Genomic DNA, 17,692 nt, shown 5'->3' with positions numbered 1-17,692 from the left:
TTGTTATTGACTAACTATTCATTATGTTTGTAGGTTTAAAAAATACATTAGTATGAAAAAAATTACCCCCATAATCTTCTTTTTTCTTACGTGCTTAGCAGGAAATAGTCAAATACTAACTTTTGACTTCAATGGATTAGCAGGAAATGAAGCTTCAGCAACATCAAATTCTAATGATGTAAACCTATCTAACTCAACAATAACAAGAGGCGGAGGACTTACAGCCTCTAACAATGGAAACAGATTTAATGCCACTTCATGGGCAGTAACTAATATATCAAATGCTGTTTCTGGAAATGATTATATGGAATTTACCATTACACCAAATAGTGGTTTTCAGTTCAATGTTACAACGATGGTTTTCAATGTGCAACGTTCAAATACGGGTTTAAGAGGAATCGCTGTAAGAAGCTCATTAGATAGCTATGCTGCTAATATTGATGCAGAAATGGCCGTTTTAGACAATTCTAGTACACAAATTATTACATTTTCAATAAACCAAACAGGAAATACAGCAGCCGTAACCTACAGAATATATGGTTGGGCAGAAGCTACTGGAGGTTCTGGAGGATTTGAAGGAACAGGAAATGATATTGTTGTCAACGGAACTGTAGTTTCAAGCTGTACAGATGCTGTCGATTTTGCAAATGTACAATCTCCTATAACTTCACAAACCATTACAGTAGGCGATAATCTTACAGTATTTGCGCAAGGATATGAACCAGGAGTTACAGAAGCAGCAGGCGCTGGTACAGGCGTAGAAGCATGGATTGGTTACAATACCACGAACAATGATCCAAGTGTTGGAGCAGGTTGGACATGGGTTGCAGCAACATTTAATGTGCAAGCAGGAAACAATGATGAATTTAGTGCAGAAATTGGCTCAGGACTTGCTACTGGAACCTATTACTATGCAAGTCGTTTTAGACTCAATAGTTGCAACTTTACCTATGGAGGTTCTGGTGGGGTTTGGAGTAGTGATTCTGTACAACTAACAGTAAATCCAGATACGGCAGACTTTTGTAATGTAGATTTTCCGAAAATAGCAACCACAACAGTAGGCGATACATTTAATGTGTATGCGCAAGTATATGAACCAGGAATTACAGATGCAGCAGGGCAAGGTGCTAATGTAGAAGCTTGGATTGGGTACAATACTACGGATAATGATCCGAGTGTTGGTACTGGTTGGACATGGGTAGCAGCAACGTATGATACTGATGTTGGAAACAATGATCAATATACAGCCGAAATTGGCTCGCCATTAATAGCTGGGACATATTACTACGCATCACGTTTTAGAATTAATAGTAGTGATTTTACGTATGGTGGAATCTTAGCTGATAACATGGGAAATTTTTGGGATGCTGTAACCTATAATTCAGGAATCTTAACCATAAATGCGGCACTATCAACAGACATTATGATTACACAATATTATGAAGGTTCTTCCACTAATAAATGGATTGAAGTAAAAAATATAAGTGGCGCTATCATTCCTGCAAATACATATTACATTGTAGTATTAAACAATGCAGATGCAGATGCTCCACCTTCCGCAGATCCATCCAATGCAGGTTCACCATCTTTCAATAACAATGTATTGATTTCAACAGACATGGCTATTGATGAAGTCAGACGATACAAACATGATACAGCTGTATTACCTGCGTATGCTTCACCAGGCGAAATAGGATATGATGGAAACCCTACTTTTGAGTTTGCTTCTAGCGCAAGCTTATTTAGTGGTGATGATATAGTTATTATAAGTACAACAAATGATAGTAGTACGTGGGCAAATAGAGTAGATGTTATTGGAGACGGAACACTCTGGGGCGATAGAAGATGCTTTGTGCGTAACTCATGTACGACTTCAGGTCCAGCAACCACTTGGGATCCCAATGAATGGGTTGAATTTACAGATGCAGAAGTAGAAAATCCTGTAGTTGGAACAAACCCATACTTAGGCGAACACGAAGATGGTATTACTACTTGGAATGGTACTATTTGGAGTAATGGAACACCTGATCGATCTCGTGAGGTTTCTCTATCGGGAGATTACAATGCTTCTACGCATGGCGATCTTATCGTTTGTTCATTAACAATTGATAGCGGCGTTACATTGACAATTCCAAGTGCTACGTATGTAGATATTGAAAACGATTTAACAGTAAATACTACCGGAATTATGAACATCAATCATGAAGGTTCATTAATTATGGTTGAAGATGCTGGAAACGTTACGCTGAACGGAACAGGAATCATAAACGTAGCAAAAACAACAACATCTTTTGAGCAATACGATTTTACCTATTGGTCTTCTCCAGTTGTAAGTACTACAATTGGAACAGCATTAAGTGGTTGGCCTATTGGCAACGCTTACAGTTATATTGCGGCTAATTATGAAGATTTAGACAATGATGAATTTGATGATAATGGCGACGTTTGGAGCCAAGTAATGGCGTCAACTCCAATGGCTCTTGGAGTTGGTTATGCAGCAATGGGACCAACAACAGGAACATTTCCAAGAACAGAATCTATCATGTTTAGTGGCGCTGTCAATAATGGAGTTATTACAACTGCTGTTGATTTAAGTGCGGATGCTACTGATGCAGACGACGACTGGAATCTTATTGGAAATCCATACCCATCAGCAATTAGTGCTGACGATTTTATTACATTCAATACAAACATCACTGGAACTTTGTATTTCTGGACACATGTCGACGATGTTTCCATTGCAAATCCAGGACCATTTGCGTTTAATTATAGTACAGACGATTACGCGATGTACAATGTTTCTGGTGGAATAGGAACAGCATCCGTGAGTGGAAGTACCGTACCAACGGGATTTATAGCTTCCGGACAAGGATTTTTCTTGGAAGCCATCACAGCAGGAACCGTTACGTTTAACAATAGCATGCGAAGTAATGCGTATAGTAATGATGATTTTTTCAGACCGAATACTGCCGAAAACACAACAACATCTACGGTAGAACGAGATAGAATTTGGGTAAATATGACAAATCCTGATGGAGTTTTTAGTCAACTACTCATCGGTTTCTTTGAGGATGCAACGTTGCAAAAAGACAGATTGTACGATGGTGTGCGATTAAAAGGATCAAACTATATCAGCTTTTACTCAATAGAAGCTTCGGATGAATTCGGAATTCAAGGACGTCCAGCTTTTACAGGAAACGATATTATTCCATTAGGATATGATTCATACATTTTGGGCGATATAACCATTAGTATAGATGCTTTAGAAGGCGTTTTAAACACAACGGATACAAACATATACCTGAAAGATTTCGAATTAAATATCACACACGATTTAAAGCAATCTGATTATACATTTACAACCACTGATGGTGTTTTTTCAAACAGATTTCAATTAGAATTCGTTAATAATTCTATGTTAAGTGTAGATGAAGTTTTAAACGAAAATGATCTTGCAGTTTACTTAAATACGAACAACGAACTTGAAATCAAACAACGTACACGAACGCAAATTAATAATGTAACCGTGTATTCTATCTTAGGAAAGAAAATTGCTTCTATTACTGATATGAATCAGAAGATTTCGTTACGCGAACAAGCTTCAGGCGTTTATATTGTTGTGATTGATACAGAAAAAGGAAAACTCACGAAGAAAATAGCACGATAAAAATACTTATAAACTCTTTATAGAAGCAAAACAACCTTTTGCTTCTATAACAACTCTTTTTTCAATAGTATAATCTTTCAATGATTGTGTTCTGCTTCGTCAATTTCACTTAGTAGCATATCTACCAAAGTAAGAACATTTGATAGACTTTTACTATCTTTCTTTCGGATTCCGCCAGAGAAAATTAAATGCTTTCCTTCCAGTTTTATAATAGGATTTTTGGTTTCCATTAACGGAATTGTAGCAGCACTTTCTAATAGTATTTCTGAAAACTCACTTTTTTTACCAGAAAAACCATAGGATTCTGACCTCAATAACCATACATAAGATAGGATTGTAAAGAAGTTCGATTTATATAACTTACAAGGAGAAAAATCAGTAACTAAATTGGACTTTCTAGCTTTAATCGTAATTGTATTGATTTTCTTATTCCACTTTGCATCAATTTCTAGTGTCCATTTTTCTCTTTTTTCTGTGAAATGAATATTGCCTCTAAGAAGTGTTTTCATAGAATTGACAATTGGCTGACTAAGTTTGTGCGATGTGCTCAAAGTAAGAGATTAAAATTAATAATACACGAATGTTTTTAGTTTGAAAAATAAATATTCAATGCTTTTACCAAACTCTGTACGTTGAGGTTTGGGTAAAACCCTGCACTATTAACGCAATTAATTTCTACAATTTTCCAGCCATAATTCGTCAAGCAAATATCCATGACAAATGCTTCTGCGACTTCATAAATTTGAATCATTTTCTTAGCAAACACAATTCCTTCCTCAGCAACTTCAGCTTCAAAAACAACATCACCATTAAACTTATAATACACGGAGGCTACAATCTGTCCGCCAACAATCCATAAACGTGCTTCTTTGTAAATTTCCTTCGGAATAGACGCTTGAATCAATGATTCGGAATTCAATAAAGGTGTTCTTGGATTTTCTAGTGAATGTTGTACAAAATCAGTCCATTTGAGTTCTGTAAACACTTTTCCGGTGAAAATTTTGGCATCTTTATACGGTTTAATGAATTTCTGTTCGCTTGGTTTCCATGTAATAGTATCTTTAAACTTGAAAATTTCCACATCATAATTGAGTAAATTCTCTTTATAATATTCCGCGTAGATTTTATATTGATGATTTCCACCGTAAAACGAACCTGGACTCCAATGTGTATTAGTTTTCGCGAGTCGTGCTAGCTTCACCGAACCATATACAAAAACGTCCGTACGACTTGATTGTACTGTGATTGCTTCCGTTTCTGAATTGAGTTCAATAGCTTCATACGGAATATTGAGATCGTTTAACGCTTCAAAAATACGGTCGTGATCAGGATCAGAATAAATATTAGATTGGACTAGAAAAAGCATGGAATAGGGTACTATTTTTTATGAGTAAAGCGCTAAAGATAACTGTTATTTATGAAAGTAGTTTTTATTGAAATCTAAAAAGTTGGTAAAAGTTGATTTAGATAAATTCAATGTATATAAGTAATTGGTAAACTTATCAATTAGTCGTATAATTGTTTTTCTTAAATCAAAACAGGATGCAGCAACCTTATAAAAAGCTACTTTTTATAGCTTTACTATTTATAAATTTTCAATTTACAGAAGCACAAAGTCAGTCAAAAAAATCGAATACAATTGAAATAACAACACAAAAAGAATTAGAAGCTTTTGGGAAAAAAGGACTTTCTAAATTTGAAGGAAATCTTATTATTAGCGGCGCTTCCGACTTATCTCCTTTAGCTACGCTTGTTGAAATTGAAGGAAAGTTAGTTATTGGTGATCACACACCAGATGGAATTGTTCAAAACCCAGAACTAACTTCATTAAATGGATTGCAAAACTTAACGAAAGTTGGACGTCATTTATCATTTCATTCCAATCCTAAATTGGAGAATTTAGACGCTTTAAAAAACCTTATACATATAGGTGAAACGATTAATATTATGGATAATGCATCGCTCGTAAGTATAAAAGGATTAGATAATGTTACGCATATTGGAGGAAGCATAAATATATGGTTAAATGGTAAATTGGAGGCAATTGATACGTTTTACAATATTACAGAAGTGAAAGAGCATGTTTCTATATATGATAATGAGAGCTTGCATGACTTAAGTGGATTTTCAAACATTAAAAAAATCGAAAAAAACTTAACAATCGAAGAAAATGATGCGCTTATCAAAATAAATGGATTTGATGCATTAGAAACTGTTCAAAATAGGTTCGTAATAGAAAGCAACTCGTATGCAGTAAGTATTGATGCATTTAAAAACTTAAAAAGTGTTGGCTTTTTACAATTGAGTAATAATACACGTTTAAAAACGGTATGCGGATTCCGTAATTTGAAAATTTCTAAAGAGAACACAAAGATCAAATACAATGAACGTAAGTTTATTATTGTAGATGGAATGTTTGATGTAAGTGATTGTAATTAATTTTTTGAAATTAAGCAATAAAATTGCGAATAACAGTTGCTAACACATTCGTATCTACCTTTTCAATCGGATGTTTTACATCTTCTATAATTCTCAACGTTGCGTTTGGCAATTGTGAAGCCGCATTTTCAGATTCAGCAATTGTTACCATAGTGTCTAATGCGCCAATTCCAATTAAAATTTTGTGTTGAATTTGGTGTAAATCATCATTGATGAGTTTTTTTCCATTCGCCAATGCTAACATCATATCAGCCGTTTTTTGAAGAACTTCTTTCCAGTCATTTGGCTGGTGCAATTCTTGAAGATACTTGGCAAAAGCAGGAACTTTTTCTTCAATTTTGGAAGAATTAAGCATCTTAACTTCTTGCTGAGCAGCTTCTAATGACCAATTAAATTTAGTTCCAAGTGTTACGATACGATCTACTAATTCAGGATATTTTTTTGCTAATTGCAAAGCGACATAACCGCCCATACTATATCCAAAAATATGTGTTTTTGAGATTGCTAAAGTTTGAAGCTTCTCTGCAACATTCTCCGCAAATCGCTCCATGCAAAAGTCGTTAGTAGAAAAACGGCCGCCATGTCCTTCAAAATTTAAGGTATGAACATTAAAATCTTTAGATAGCAATTCTTGTAGTGGTTTTAGTTGTGCTTTGCTTCCCAAAGCTCCATGGAGTAATAATAGGTTGTTATTTTTCATAGTGTTGTTTTACAACATAAAATTAAATTCGAAAAATAAATATGCAACGTTTTACCAAACTATGCACATTAAGGTTTGGGTAAAATCCAGCACTGTTAATACAATTAATTTCTAATTCATGCTACGAATTCACGAATATTTTTAGTTTGTTTGATGGCACGACTAGCGTTGGAAATAATTGTTTTAAAAAATATTATGTAATACGCTAACTTCAGCAAACCATTTTTGAACGACTTGCTTTATTTCATTCTTTTTTGCTTCTGTGATTTTTTGTGGAAAATCATGTATAAACGCATCAGATATTCCATAATCAAAAACACCTCCAGATATTTCTTTTTCTTTAAAGATTAACAAAGGTAATTTTAGACCAAATAAAATTCCAGCTTCTATGTTATTCCAAGGAGTTGGGAGTGATTTTTCTTTAATCGTTTTTTCTTCTTTTGTACCTCTTTTAATTTCTCCTATAATCACTTTAGTTTGTTCAAAACCAAGAATAATACCACCACTACATCTCTTACATAAAATTGCTATTTCTTTTAGTGGGAAATCTTTAGGGTAATCACTTCTTCCTAATGCTCTAGGTTCCATGTTCAAATCATCAATAATATCGATAATTATTTTTCTATATGCTTTCTGTCTTTTATTGAGAATAGTTGGACAAGAAACAAAAACGGGAATTTTACTCATACATTATGAATTTTCAAACAATTTTCTTAAATATAAGAAAAAAACCACAAACAAAAAAAGCGACCATCACTGGTCGCTTTTCATTAGTTTATAAAACTTCATCGTTTTTATCTTTAAAACGATACTCTAAGTACGTGTAAGCGTCTCTTGGTAATATTTTTACCCATTTCTTGTGTTCTAAGAACCATTTGAAACGGATGGATGGAAATCCTTGTTTGAGATACGCTGCAATAAACGGATGTATATTAAGCGTAACTCCATTTAAGCCTTCTTTTTTGGCTATAATTTTTTCTAGATCAGTTGTAATTTTATCAATGAGACCAATAGGAGCTTCTACTTCTAGACTTCCTCCATTTGGGTTTACTTCTCTCGTTTTAATATTTACTTCTGGTCGTACTCTTTGTCGCGTAATTTGTACCAAACCAAATTTGCTAGGAGGTAATATTTTGTGTTTCGCTCTGTCGTCTTTCATTTCTGTCTTCAAATGATCAAACAAAGTTCTGCGGTGTTCTGCATTAGTCATATCTATAAAATCGATGACGATAATTCCTCCCATATCGCGCAATCGTAGTTGCCTTGCAATTTCTTTTGCGGCAATCATGTTGACTTCTAATGCGGTGTCCTCTTGTGTGCGGGCTTTATTAGAACGGTTACCACTGTTTACATCAATAACATGTAATGCTTCAGTGTGTTCTATAATTAAATAAGCGCCTTTACTCATGGAAACTGTTTTTCCAAAAGAGGTTTTAATTTGTCGTTCTACTCCATGTTTTTCAAAGAGTGGAACTTTTGACTGGTACAATTTGACGATAGACTCTTTTTTAGGTGCAATATTGTGCACGTATTCTTTAATTTCGTAATAAAGATCTTCATCGTCTATATGAATTCCTGTGAATGATTCGTTAAAGATGTCTCTCAAAATTGAGGATGCTTTATTCATTTCACTTAATACTTTCGACGGATGTTCTGCTTTATACAATTTTTTGCACATTGTTGACCATTTTGTCAACAAGTTCTGCAAGTCTTGGTCCAATTCAGCTACTTTTTTGCCTTCAGCTACTGTACGTACAATAACGCCAAAACCTTTCGGTTTGATACTAAGTACCAAACGTTTTAATCGGTCTTTTTCTTCCTTACTTTCAATTTTTTGAGATATAGATACACGCTCCGAAAAGGGAACAAGTACAATATATCGTCCGGCAATAGAAAGTTCAGAACTAATTCTAGGACCTTTGGTCGAAATTGGCTCCTTTACAATTTGAACAAGTAATGATTGATTGGCTTTAATAGCATCCATGATGCTACCATTTTTATCAATATTTGGTTCAAAAGGAAAGTTTTTTAATGTATAATCTTTTAATTTACCTGTGCTTACACGTTTTATAAATTTTAGTAAGGAAGGAAGTTGCGGTCCTAAATCGTGGTAATGTAAAAAGGCATCTTTTTCGTAGCCAACATTTACAAAAGCTGCATTTAGTCCGGAAACGGGTTTTCTTATTTTGGCAAGAAATACGTCTCCAACTGCAAAATCGTTACTATCTTCTTCCTTATGTAACTCTATAAGTTTTCCATCCTTTAGCAAGGCAAAATCAACTTCAGAGGAATTGGATCTAATGATTAATTCTTTATTCACTCTGATTTCATTTTTATCCATACATAAATGTACAGATGGATTAAACAATTTTCTCACAGGTATTGTTTCTACCCAATAAAATATACATACACAATTGTAAGCACAAGACAGTAGTGCTTACTTTGGTATGCAATTTTTTTTCAAAGAACGTTTTTTTGTTTTATATAAAAATAAAACAATGAAGTAGTTTATATAAACTACTTCTTCTTGTGACGATTAGCTCTTCTTCTCTTCTTACGCTTGTGCGTAGCCACCTTGTGTCTTTTTCTTTTTTTACCACTTGGCATAATGCTCTATGTTTTTTAAATTAATAAATTATTCTTTTAATTACTTTACTTCAACGTTGCTCTTTACTCCTTCAACAAAAACTTTTGCAGGCTTAAATGCTGGAATGTTGTGTGCTGGAATTTTGATTGTAGTGTTCTTAGAAATGTTTCTACCTGTTTTTTCGGCTCTTGTTTTAATGATAAAACTACCAAAACCTCTAAGGTAAACATTGTCTCCACTCTCTAAAGAATTCTTAACTTCTTCCATAAAAGTTTCTACAGTTGCCTGTACATCACCTTTTTCCATTCCTAATTTCTCTGAAATTTTTGCTACGATGTCCGCTTTCGTCATTTTAATATATTTTATTTATTTTTTATAAAAATTAAGGGTTGCAAATATATAATTAATTAGATAATATTTATATTCTAATTGATTAAAATTTAACCATATAAAGATATATTTTTGCGTATTATTTTTATTTGATGAACTTTTCCAAAGAAATTATACAATGGTATTTCCAAAATAAGCGCGATTTACCATGGCGAAAAACCAAAGATCCATACCGTATTTGGCTCTCCGAAATTATGCTGCAACAAACCCGCGTAGCGCAGGGACTGCCTTATTATGAGAAGTTTACAGAAGTATTTCCAACTGTGTACGATTTGGCAAAAGCCGAAGAATCACAGGTGTTAAAACTTTGGCAAGGACTCGGTTATTATTCGCGAGCACGCAACTTACATTACACCGCAAAAGATATTGTAAATAACTACAATGGAGAGTTTCCAAGCAGTTATTCGGCTCTTTTAAAGCTAAAAGGCGTCGGAGATTACACAGCAAGTGCCATCGCTTCGATCTGTTTTGACGAAATTGCGCCCGTAGTTGATGGAAATGTATACCGAGTTTTGGCGCGTTATTTTGATGTTGACTTACCTATTAATAGCACAGAAGGCATAAAAATGTTTAAAAAATTAGCATTTGAAGTCATTGATCATGATGATCCTGCGAATTTTAATCAGGCAATTATGGAGTTTGGCGCTGTACAATGCAAGCCACAAAGTCCGTATTGCATTATTTGCCCCTTAGCTTCAAGTTGCTTAGGATTGAAAAATCAGCACGTTACAACGTTGCCAGTGAAGTTGAAAAAGACAAAAGTTAAAAATCGCTGGTTCAATTATATAGTGATTGTTTCAAACCAAGAAGAAACGCTTCTGGAAGAACGCAAAGGAAAAGGCATTTGGCAAGGATTGTATCAGTTTCCACTTGTAGAAACCGATAAAGCTGTGGATGATATTGAGCAACATCAATTAGAAATAGAAGAAATGATTGCGCTTAAAGACGTTTCGATTACACAGTTTAACCAAAAGCCAATCATTCATAAATTGTCACATCAGCATTTGCATACAACATTTTGGGTAGTAGAAACAACCAATAGTTTAAAAAACGGAATACCTTTGCAGGAAATTAGAAAATATCCAGTACCAATTCTAATTGGAAACTTCATTGAAGCTTTCGATTTTTAATGGTTTTTTAGTACATTTGATTAGTGAAACCAAATTTTGAGAAGCCTAAAATAAGGCGCACTCAAAATTGTAAGTTGAACTAACCCCGTTGAAGAACGGAGTCTATAATTTTATCACACAGAAATTTAAGAACATGAGCGGAACACTAAATAAAGTAATGTTGATAGGGCACTTGGGCGATGAAGTAAAAATGCATTACTTTGAAGGTGGCGGTTGTATTGGACGTTTTCCAATTGCAACAAACGATTCATATACAAATAAGCAAACAGGCGAACGCGTTGTAAATACAGATTGGCATAATATTGTTGTCCGTAATAAAGCAGCCGAAATCTGCGAAAAATATTTGAGTAAGGGCGATAAAGTATATGTAGAAGGACGTTTGAAAAACAGACAATGGCAAGGTGAAGATGGAAATACACGCTATTCTACGGAAGTGCAAGTAACTGATTTTACGTTTTTATCAACCAAGAAAGAATCACAATCGAACACAGGAACGCCAGCTAGCAATACTAACACAAATACAAACGCAACGCCAAATCATCAAGCTGCGCAGCCAGGGCCTTCACAACAACAACAACAAGCGCCACAAGCTTCGCCTGCGGGAGAAGACGATGATCTACCATTTTAAAATAAGTTTAATTAACGATTGAAATTTTGGATCCAGAACCCAGTATACTAATCTTTACAACCGCCTTTGACGGACTTGATATTTTTAAGATTGTTTTTTTTGGTATCTTATTATTTTGCTCTGCTTTAATTTCCGGAGCAGAAGTAGCGCTATTTTCTTTATCACAAACCGAAGTAAACGAAGCTTCCGCATCTGATTCTACACGATTGCGATTGGTCGCTAAATTGTTACTGAATCCTAAAAAATTATTGGCAACGATTTTAGTGGCGAATAATTTTATAAATATCACAACGGTTTTATTATTTGCTTCGCTGGGCGATTTGTTTTTCTCAGGAATTACAACTGCTTGGATTCGATTAGTGATAGAAATTGGAGTTGTTACTTTTTTAATTTTACTTTTTGGCGAAATTTTACCAAAAGTATACGCAAGCAGAAACAAACACAAATTTTCGGCGATGATGGCATATCCCCTGAATATTTTGCATAAAATTTTTACACCAATTAGTTTGCCAATGAGTTTTGTATCTGGATTGATTCAGAAAAAACTTGGAAAACAACGTTCGTATCTTTCTGTTGATCAACTATCGCAAGCATTAGAGTTAACATCTGAAAATGAAACAACGTTAGAAGAACAGAAAATTTTACAGGGAATTGTCTCTTTTGGAAACACAGATACTAAACAAGTGATGCAACCGCGTATGGACGTTTTTGCGTTGAAAGAAGATATGAGTTACAACACAGTAATTCAAGAAATTGTCAAAAAAGGATATTCTCGAATTCCAGTATACAAAGAAAGTTTGGACGATATTTCGGGAATTTTATATGTAAAAGATTTAATTCCGCATATTGACACTGTTGATTATGGATGGGTAAATTTACTTCGAAAACCTTATTTCGTTCCCGAGAATAAAAAACTAGACGATTTACTGCGCGAATTTCAAGATAAGAAAATTCACTTAGCTATTGTGGTTGATGAATACGGAGGAACTTCTGGTTTGGTATCGTTGGAAGATGTTATTGAAGAAATTGTAGGCGATATTAGCGACGAATTTGATGATGAAGATGTACATTATTCTAAGATTGATGATAAAAATTATGTCTTTGAAGGAAAAACGAATTTAAAAGATTTTTATAAAATTATAGGAATTGCAGATGCTTCCGAGTTTGAATCGCACAAAGGAGAATCGGAAACGATTGCAGGGTTTGTGTTGGAGATATTTAGAGGTTTCCCGAAAGTAAAGGATAAAATAAACTTTGGCAACTATACGTTTACTGTGGAAGTGATTGACAATAAGCGATTGAAACAAGTAAAAGTAACACTCAAATAATGAAGATTATAAAATATACAAGTATTGTTTTGCTTCTGAGCATCCTCTTAATTTCATGTGGAGGAGAAGTGTTGCCAAAACCAAACGGATTTTTGCGCTTAGAATATCCTGAGGCAAATTATGCCAAAGTACAATTCGATTGTCCGTATACGTTTGAAAAAAACCAACTTGCTTCCATTGTTCCCAAGAAAAATTGCTGGATGAATTTAGAGTATCCTGCGCTCAACGGAACCTTACATTTATCATACATTCCTATTGAAGGAAACTTAAATCAATTGTTAGAAGATGTTCAAAAACTTACGTACGAACATGCCGTAAAAGCTGATGCTATTGAGCCAACTATTTATGATAATAAGGAACAAGGTGTATATGGAATGGTCTATGAAGTAGAAGGAAACGCTGCTTCTCAAGCACAATTTTACGTCACAGATAGCACCAAACATTTCTTAACAGGTTCATTGTACTTTAATGCAATACCAAATTACGATTCTATTTATCCTGCGGTTGTGTACATTAAAAAAGACATTCGCATGTTGATAGAAACTTTGAAGTGGAAAGAGTAGATTGCTAGATCGCTTCGCTTTTCTTTTAGATTTTTATATGATCAAAACTTTATAGTATACAGAACACTGAGCTTAGTCGAATTGTTGGTTGTTTCATTTCTGTCTTATAAATGTTAACTACGGTGTTCCCGTAGCGGGTTGATAATTTGTTTACATAACTTCCTGATTATTAACCAAAAATTATAGTATCATGAAAAAATCACGAATCAAAAGCCTTGCTTTTACTAAAAAAACGATTACAAATTTTAATTCTTTGGAAACAAAGGGTGGTTTAGATCCAAACCATTCATGTTTCTGTCCATCTCATTCAATTTGTCCTCCTGGGATTTACTGTTACTAATTTTATTAAATAAAAAAATGTCAGTTATGATCAGGATTTCTTCTGATCACAACTGACAAAATAATGAGTTTCTATAATTCTTATTAAGAATAGAAATTACACTTTCTTAGTGCAACATTCTTTCTTGCAATCTTCTGCGCAAGCGGTTTTCTTAGCATCTTTCTTCGCACAGCACGCCATTTTACAATCAGCTTTACATGCTTTTTTAGTTTCACCTTTCTTAGCGCAACAGTCCATTTTGCAATCTGCCTTACATGCTTTTGCAAAAGCATCTACATTTTTCATGTCTGAAATTTTATAATCGCCAGGAACTTTCGCCACAGTACTTGTTAAGGCATCAAAATCAACTTTTGCTTCGTTGTATTCAACCATTGCTAATTTCTGGTCAAAATCTACCTTTGCAGATTTTACACCTTCCATAGACGCTAATTTGCTTTCAATACGTTTTGCGCAACCAATAGCACAAGTCATACCATCAATTTTAAATTCAGCTTTGTTATAGTTGGCAGCTACATCTTTTGTATTCGCTTCTTTTTTTACAGTTTCTGCTTGTGTATCAACAGTTACAGTTTCTGGTGTTGTATTGTTTTTACAGCTTATAATGGCGATTGCCATTGCGCACACTAAAAATATTTTTTTCATAAGGATTGTATTTATCAAATTAATTTGAGAAACCTATATAGATTTCACCTATTAGAATATTACAAAATTACACAATTAGGATCAGAATATTAGAAATATTTGTCGGACTTTTGCGTGATAATTTTGAACCGTACTAATGGACAATGCAAAACTAAAGTGGGTGTATCTCATTATATTATCATTGATTTGGGGAAGTTCGTTTATTCTGATTGATCTCGCAATGGAAGGATTAAATTCCATTCAGTTAGGCGCATTGCGTATTGTGATTACTGCCTTGTTTTTATTCCCGATAGGCTTGAAAAAAATAAAGTTAATCAAACGTTCACAATGGAAATGGATTTTTTGGACAGCAATGGCCGGATCTTTATTTCCTGTGTTTTTATTTGCCATTGCGCAAGAACAATTGGACAGTTCTGTAGCTGGTATGTTAAATTCAATGGTGCCTTTAAATACAATTGTTTTTGGGATGTTATTTTTTGGTATAGTTGTTACCAAACGACAAGTTTTGGGCGTTTTTATTGGTTTAATCGGGACCTTAGTGTTGGTTATTGCTGGCGCAGATTTTAATCCGAGTCAGAACTATTGGTTTAGTATTTTCGTTTTACTCGCAACCATTGGCTATGGTTTGAACGTGAATATCATCAAAAAGTATTTGAATGATTTGAATGCGCTTGCAATCGTGACAGGAAACTTTGTCATCATTGTAATTCCTGCATTGATTATACTAATATATACAGGTTTTTTTAGTTATATAATGCACGATGTAGCGATGCAAATAGCTGTGGGTTATGTAATCGTTTTGTCATTATTTGGAACTGCGATTGCTAAAGTTATTTACAGCAGATTGGTGCAGATTTCAAGTCCAATTTTTGCTTCTTCCGTAACGTATACTATGCCAGTTGTGGCAATTTTTTGGGGATTGTTTTTTGGAGAACGATTGAGTTTTTACCAAATAGTAGGCGGAATTATAATTTTGGTAGGTGTGTATTTGGTGAATAAACGAAGTAAAAAAGGAACAGCGTAAATTATAAAGCATAAAAAAAGCTCTAAGATTTTCTTAGAGCTTTTTGATTTATTTTCAATAGTGATTTACTCGAAATCAGCTTTTGTTAAAGGTGCATTTATTTTTGTAGAAACTGCAACCATTTCAATTTTTTGTCCTGCCGCAGGGATAATCATTAAGTGTGGTATTTTTATACCGTCAACCTCTTTATAATCACCAAAGAAACGATCTTGAGCAACTTCTTGTCCTCCCGGTCCTTTTACAGTTGAACTTTCTTTCACTTTTAATCCCGATTTAACATCGTAGAAATTAGTTGATTTGTCTCCGTTTGCTTTTTCAATAACAATCGCATAAGCATCGTTACCATCTACTGATTCGATACCTTTTAAAACCATCTTACTATTTTCTCCAAAAGTAAGTTCTTCAAAAAGTGATTTTTTAGCTTTCATTTCAGCAATCTTATCAGCTGGCATATCTCTTTTTTGACCTTGTGCAGCCATATATCCTTTTTCACCATCAAATACTTGCTTGTTCACACTTCCCATACCTGCGATACTTACATCAACAGATAATAAGTTAGGAGCTTTTTGCTTCATTTTCATAGACATATCCATTCCTTGGAAAGTTGCGCCCATTTCTTGAACAATTGTAGTGACGTTCATTAATTTATCTTTTCCGCCAATAGCTTTGATATAATCAGCAATTACTGTTTCAGCAGTAACTCCAGCAGGAATTGGCTTCTTGAATTCAGGCTTTTTTGTTGGCTCTCCAGATTGGTCAAAGTATTTTACAGGAATCTTTTTCCCGTCAAATGTTAAGTTTTCCAAAGCATCAATTACTTCACTTCCTTTTCCTGTAACTACAATACGTAAGTTATCTTTTAAGAAATATTTTTTAGCAGCTCTCAATACATCTTCTTTAGTTACTGCTTCAATCTTTTCTAAGTATGTTTCGTAGAAATCTTTTGGTAAATCTTGAGTCTTGATACGCAAAGCATAACTTGCAACCGTAGCAGGTCTTTCAATTCCCATAACAAAGTTTCCAACGTATTTAGCTTTTACATTTTTTAATTCTTCATCAGAAACTAATTCCGTAGAAATCTTTTTAATTTCTTTTAAGATTTCAACAACAGCACTATCTGTTACTGCATTACGTACACTTGCCGTAGCTTTGAATGTAGAAATTGTTTTTTTGTTGTTTCCAATTCTTGAATATGAACCGTACGTAAATTTCTTGTCTTCACGTAAGTTGTTGAATAAACGTGCTTCTCCACCACCACCTAAGATGTTGTTAGCGATTAAAACAGGGAAATAATCTTCATCTTTCATGGTAAGTGTTACTGTGTTCTGAACGCTTAATTCAGATTGTACAGCATTTTCCATATCAATGAAGTTTACTTCTGTTGAAGTGGCATTCTTTGCCGTACCGTATGTATCAGCAACAATAGTTCCTTTCTCCCATTTGTTGAAAAGCTTCTTTATTAATTTCTTAGCGTCTTTTGCTTTTACATCTCCAACAATAATTAAATATGCATTGTTTGGTTTGAAGTATTTAGCGTGAAAAGCTTTTAAATCAGCAAGTGTAACATTTTTGATGCTTTCTTCAGTAATGAATTCTCCGTAAGGATGATTTGCTCCATACGCTAATACAGATTGAACTCTTCCTGCGATAGCTCCAACATTTTTCTTTTCAGATTTTAAATTTTCTAAAATCTTAGCTCTTTCAGCTTCTAAATCTTCTTCTGTAAAGTTAGGATTCAAAGCGGCATCAGCCATTAATTCCATAATTCTTGGAAAGTACTTTGAAAGTGATCCAGCAAAAGCACTTTGCGAACCAAAATTTAACGAAGCTCCTAAATAATCAACTTCTTCATTAAAATCATCTTTAGAAATTGAAGTAGAACCACTTCCTAATAAAGAGCTTACTAAACTTGTAAGACCTGCTTTTCTTCCTTCTACAACAAGTGGATTGTCAATTGTTAATGTTGCAGATACACGCGGTAATTTGTTGTTTTCAACAACCATTACTGTAAGTCCGTTTTTCAGTGTAAACGTTTGTGGTTTTCCAATATTGATCTTTGGTGCTGGTCCAGGTTTTGGCTGCACTGATCTATCTATTTGGGCTTGCATTGTTAGCGAAGCTAAAAACAATACAAGGAGTGAAAATATTCTTGTTTTCATTTGTTATTTTTTAATGTTTTTAATAGGTCAAATGGAATTCGTCAAAAAATTTTAAGTCTAATTTACCTAAAAGTAAAGGACTCATTTCATGATCT

Annotated in this window: 15 protein-coding genes; 7 read left to right on the top strand and 8 right to left on the bottom strand. The window is 34.1% G+C overall.

Annotated elements, in window-relative coordinates; all coding sequences use genetic code 11:
* Positions 1-52 precede the first annotated feature (52 nt).
* Positions 53-3,667 (top strand): T9SS type A sorting domain-containing protein, encoded by a 3,615-nt coding sequence (locus H2O64_RS13045; RefSeq protein WP_187562643.1) that lies wholly within the window; start codon positions 53-55, stop codon positions 3,665-3,667.
* 77 nt (positions 3,668-3,744) lie between these two features.
* Here the strand turns inward: H2O64_RS13045 and H2O64_RS13040 are convergent, their stop codons facing one another.
* Positions 3,745-4,176, bottom strand: coding sequence for a hypothetical protein (locus tag H2O64_RS13040; protein ID WP_187562642.1), 432 nt, complete (start codon positions 4,174-4,176; stop codon positions 3,745-3,747).
* Between the two features lie 77 nt (positions 4,177-4,253).
* Positions 4,254-5,033 (bottom strand): ATP-grasp domain-containing protein, encoded by a 780-nt coding sequence (locus H2O64_RS13035; protein ID WP_187562641.1) that lies wholly within the window; start codon positions 5,031-5,033, stop codon positions 4,254-4,256.
* Positions 5,034-5,209: 176 nt separating this feature from the next.
* On the opposite strand from H2O64_RS13035, the gene H2O64_RS13030 reads away from it, so the two are divergent.
* Complete coding sequence (locus tag H2O64_RS13030; RefSeq protein ID WP_187562640.1) at positions 5,210-6,106, top strand: hypothetical protein; 897 nt, start codon at positions 5,210-5,212, stop codon at positions 6,104-6,106.
* A gap of 10 nt (positions 6,107-6,116) precedes the next feature.
* On the opposite strand, the gene H2O64_RS13025 is transcribed toward H2O64_RS13030, so the two are convergent.
* From H2O64_RS13025 to H2O64_RS13010, 4 genes are all read right to left on the bottom strand, one after another.
* Complete coding sequence (locus H2O64_RS13025) at positions 6,117-6,806, bottom strand: alpha/beta fold hydrolase (RefSeq protein ID WP_187562639.1); 690 nt, start codon at positions 6,804-6,806, stop codon at positions 6,117-6,119.
* Positions 6,807-6,989: 183 nt separating this feature from the next.
* A complete protein-coding gene (locus H2O64_RS13020; RefSeq protein ID WP_187562638.1) occupies positions 6,990-7,493 on the bottom strand; it encodes a hypothetical protein in 504 nt (167 codons plus the stop codon).
* A gap of 88 nt (positions 7,494-7,581) precedes the next feature.
* Complete coding sequence (locus H2O64_RS13015) at positions 7,582-9,126, bottom strand: Rne/Rng family ribonuclease (protein WP_187562700.1); 1,545 nt, start codon at positions 9,124-9,126, stop codon at positions 7,582-7,584.
* A gap of 327 nt (positions 9,127-9,453) precedes the next feature.
* Positions 9,454-9,744, bottom strand: coding sequence for an HU family DNA-binding protein (locus H2O64_RS13010; RefSeq protein WP_007095511.1), 291 nt, complete (start codon positions 9,742-9,744; stop codon positions 9,454-9,456).
* 131 nt (positions 9,745-9,875) lie between these two features.
* Here H2O64_RS13010 and mutY point away from each other — a divergent pair, with 131 nt between their 5' ends.
* From mutY to gldD, 4 genes are all read left to right on the top strand, one after another.
* Positions 9,876-10,913 (top strand): A/G-specific adenine glycosylase, encoded by a 1,038-nt coding sequence (gene mutY, locus H2O64_RS13005; RefSeq protein WP_187562637.1) that lies wholly within the window; start codon positions 9,876-9,878, stop codon positions 10,911-10,913.
* A gap of 133 nt (positions 10,914-11,046) precedes the next feature.
* A complete protein-coding gene (locus H2O64_RS13000) occupies positions 11,047-11,541 on the top strand; it encodes a single-stranded DNA-binding protein (RefSeq protein WP_187562636.1) in 495 nt (164 codons plus the stop codon).
* Between the two features lie 26 nt (positions 11,542-11,567).
* Positions 11,568-12,869, top strand: a complete 1,302-nt coding sequence (locus tag H2O64_RS12995; protein ID WP_187562635.1) for a gliding motility-associated protein GldE — start codon at positions 11,568-11,570, stop codon at positions 12,867-12,869.
* The gene (gldD, locus tag H2O64_RS12990; RefSeq protein WP_187562634.1) at positions 12,869-13,432 is read left to right on the top strand and encodes a gliding motility lipoprotein GldD; all 564 of its coding nucleotides are present in this window, start codon (positions 12,869-12,871) and stop codon (positions 13,430-13,432) included. Before H2O64_RS12995 ends, gldD begins: the two co-directional genes overlap by 1 nt.
* 436 nt (positions 13,433-13,868) lie before the next feature.
* On the opposite strand, the gene H2O64_RS12985 is transcribed toward gldD, so the two are convergent.
* Positions 13,869-14,414: a heavy-metal-associated domain-containing protein gene (locus H2O64_RS12985; protein WP_187562633.1), complete on the bottom strand. Its 546-nt coding sequence runs from the start codon at positions 14,412-14,414 to the stop codon at positions 13,869-13,871.
* Positions 14,415-14,550: 136 nt separating this feature from the next.
* On the opposite strand from H2O64_RS12985, the gene H2O64_RS12980 reads away from it, so the two are divergent.
* Complete coding sequence (locus tag H2O64_RS12980) at positions 14,551-15,438, top strand: DMT family transporter (protein WP_187562632.1); 888 nt, start codon at positions 14,551-14,553, stop codon at positions 15,436-15,438.
* Positions 15,439-15,503: 65 nt separating this feature from the next.
* Here the strand turns inward: H2O64_RS12980 and H2O64_RS12975 are convergent, their stop codons facing one another.
* Positions 15,504-17,597, bottom strand: coding sequence for a M16 family metallopeptidase (locus H2O64_RS12975; RefSeq protein ID WP_187562631.1), 2,094 nt, complete (start codon positions 17,595-17,597; stop codon positions 15,504-15,506).
* Positions 17,598-17,692: the final 95 nt, after the last annotated feature.

It is taken from the genome of Kordia aestuariivivens (assembly GCF_014397005.1).
GTDB lineage: Bacteria > Bacteroidota > Bacteroidia > Flavobacteriales > Flavobacteriaceae > Kordia > Kordia aestuariivivens.
This window is presented reverse-complemented; position numbering and strand designations above follow the sequence as displayed.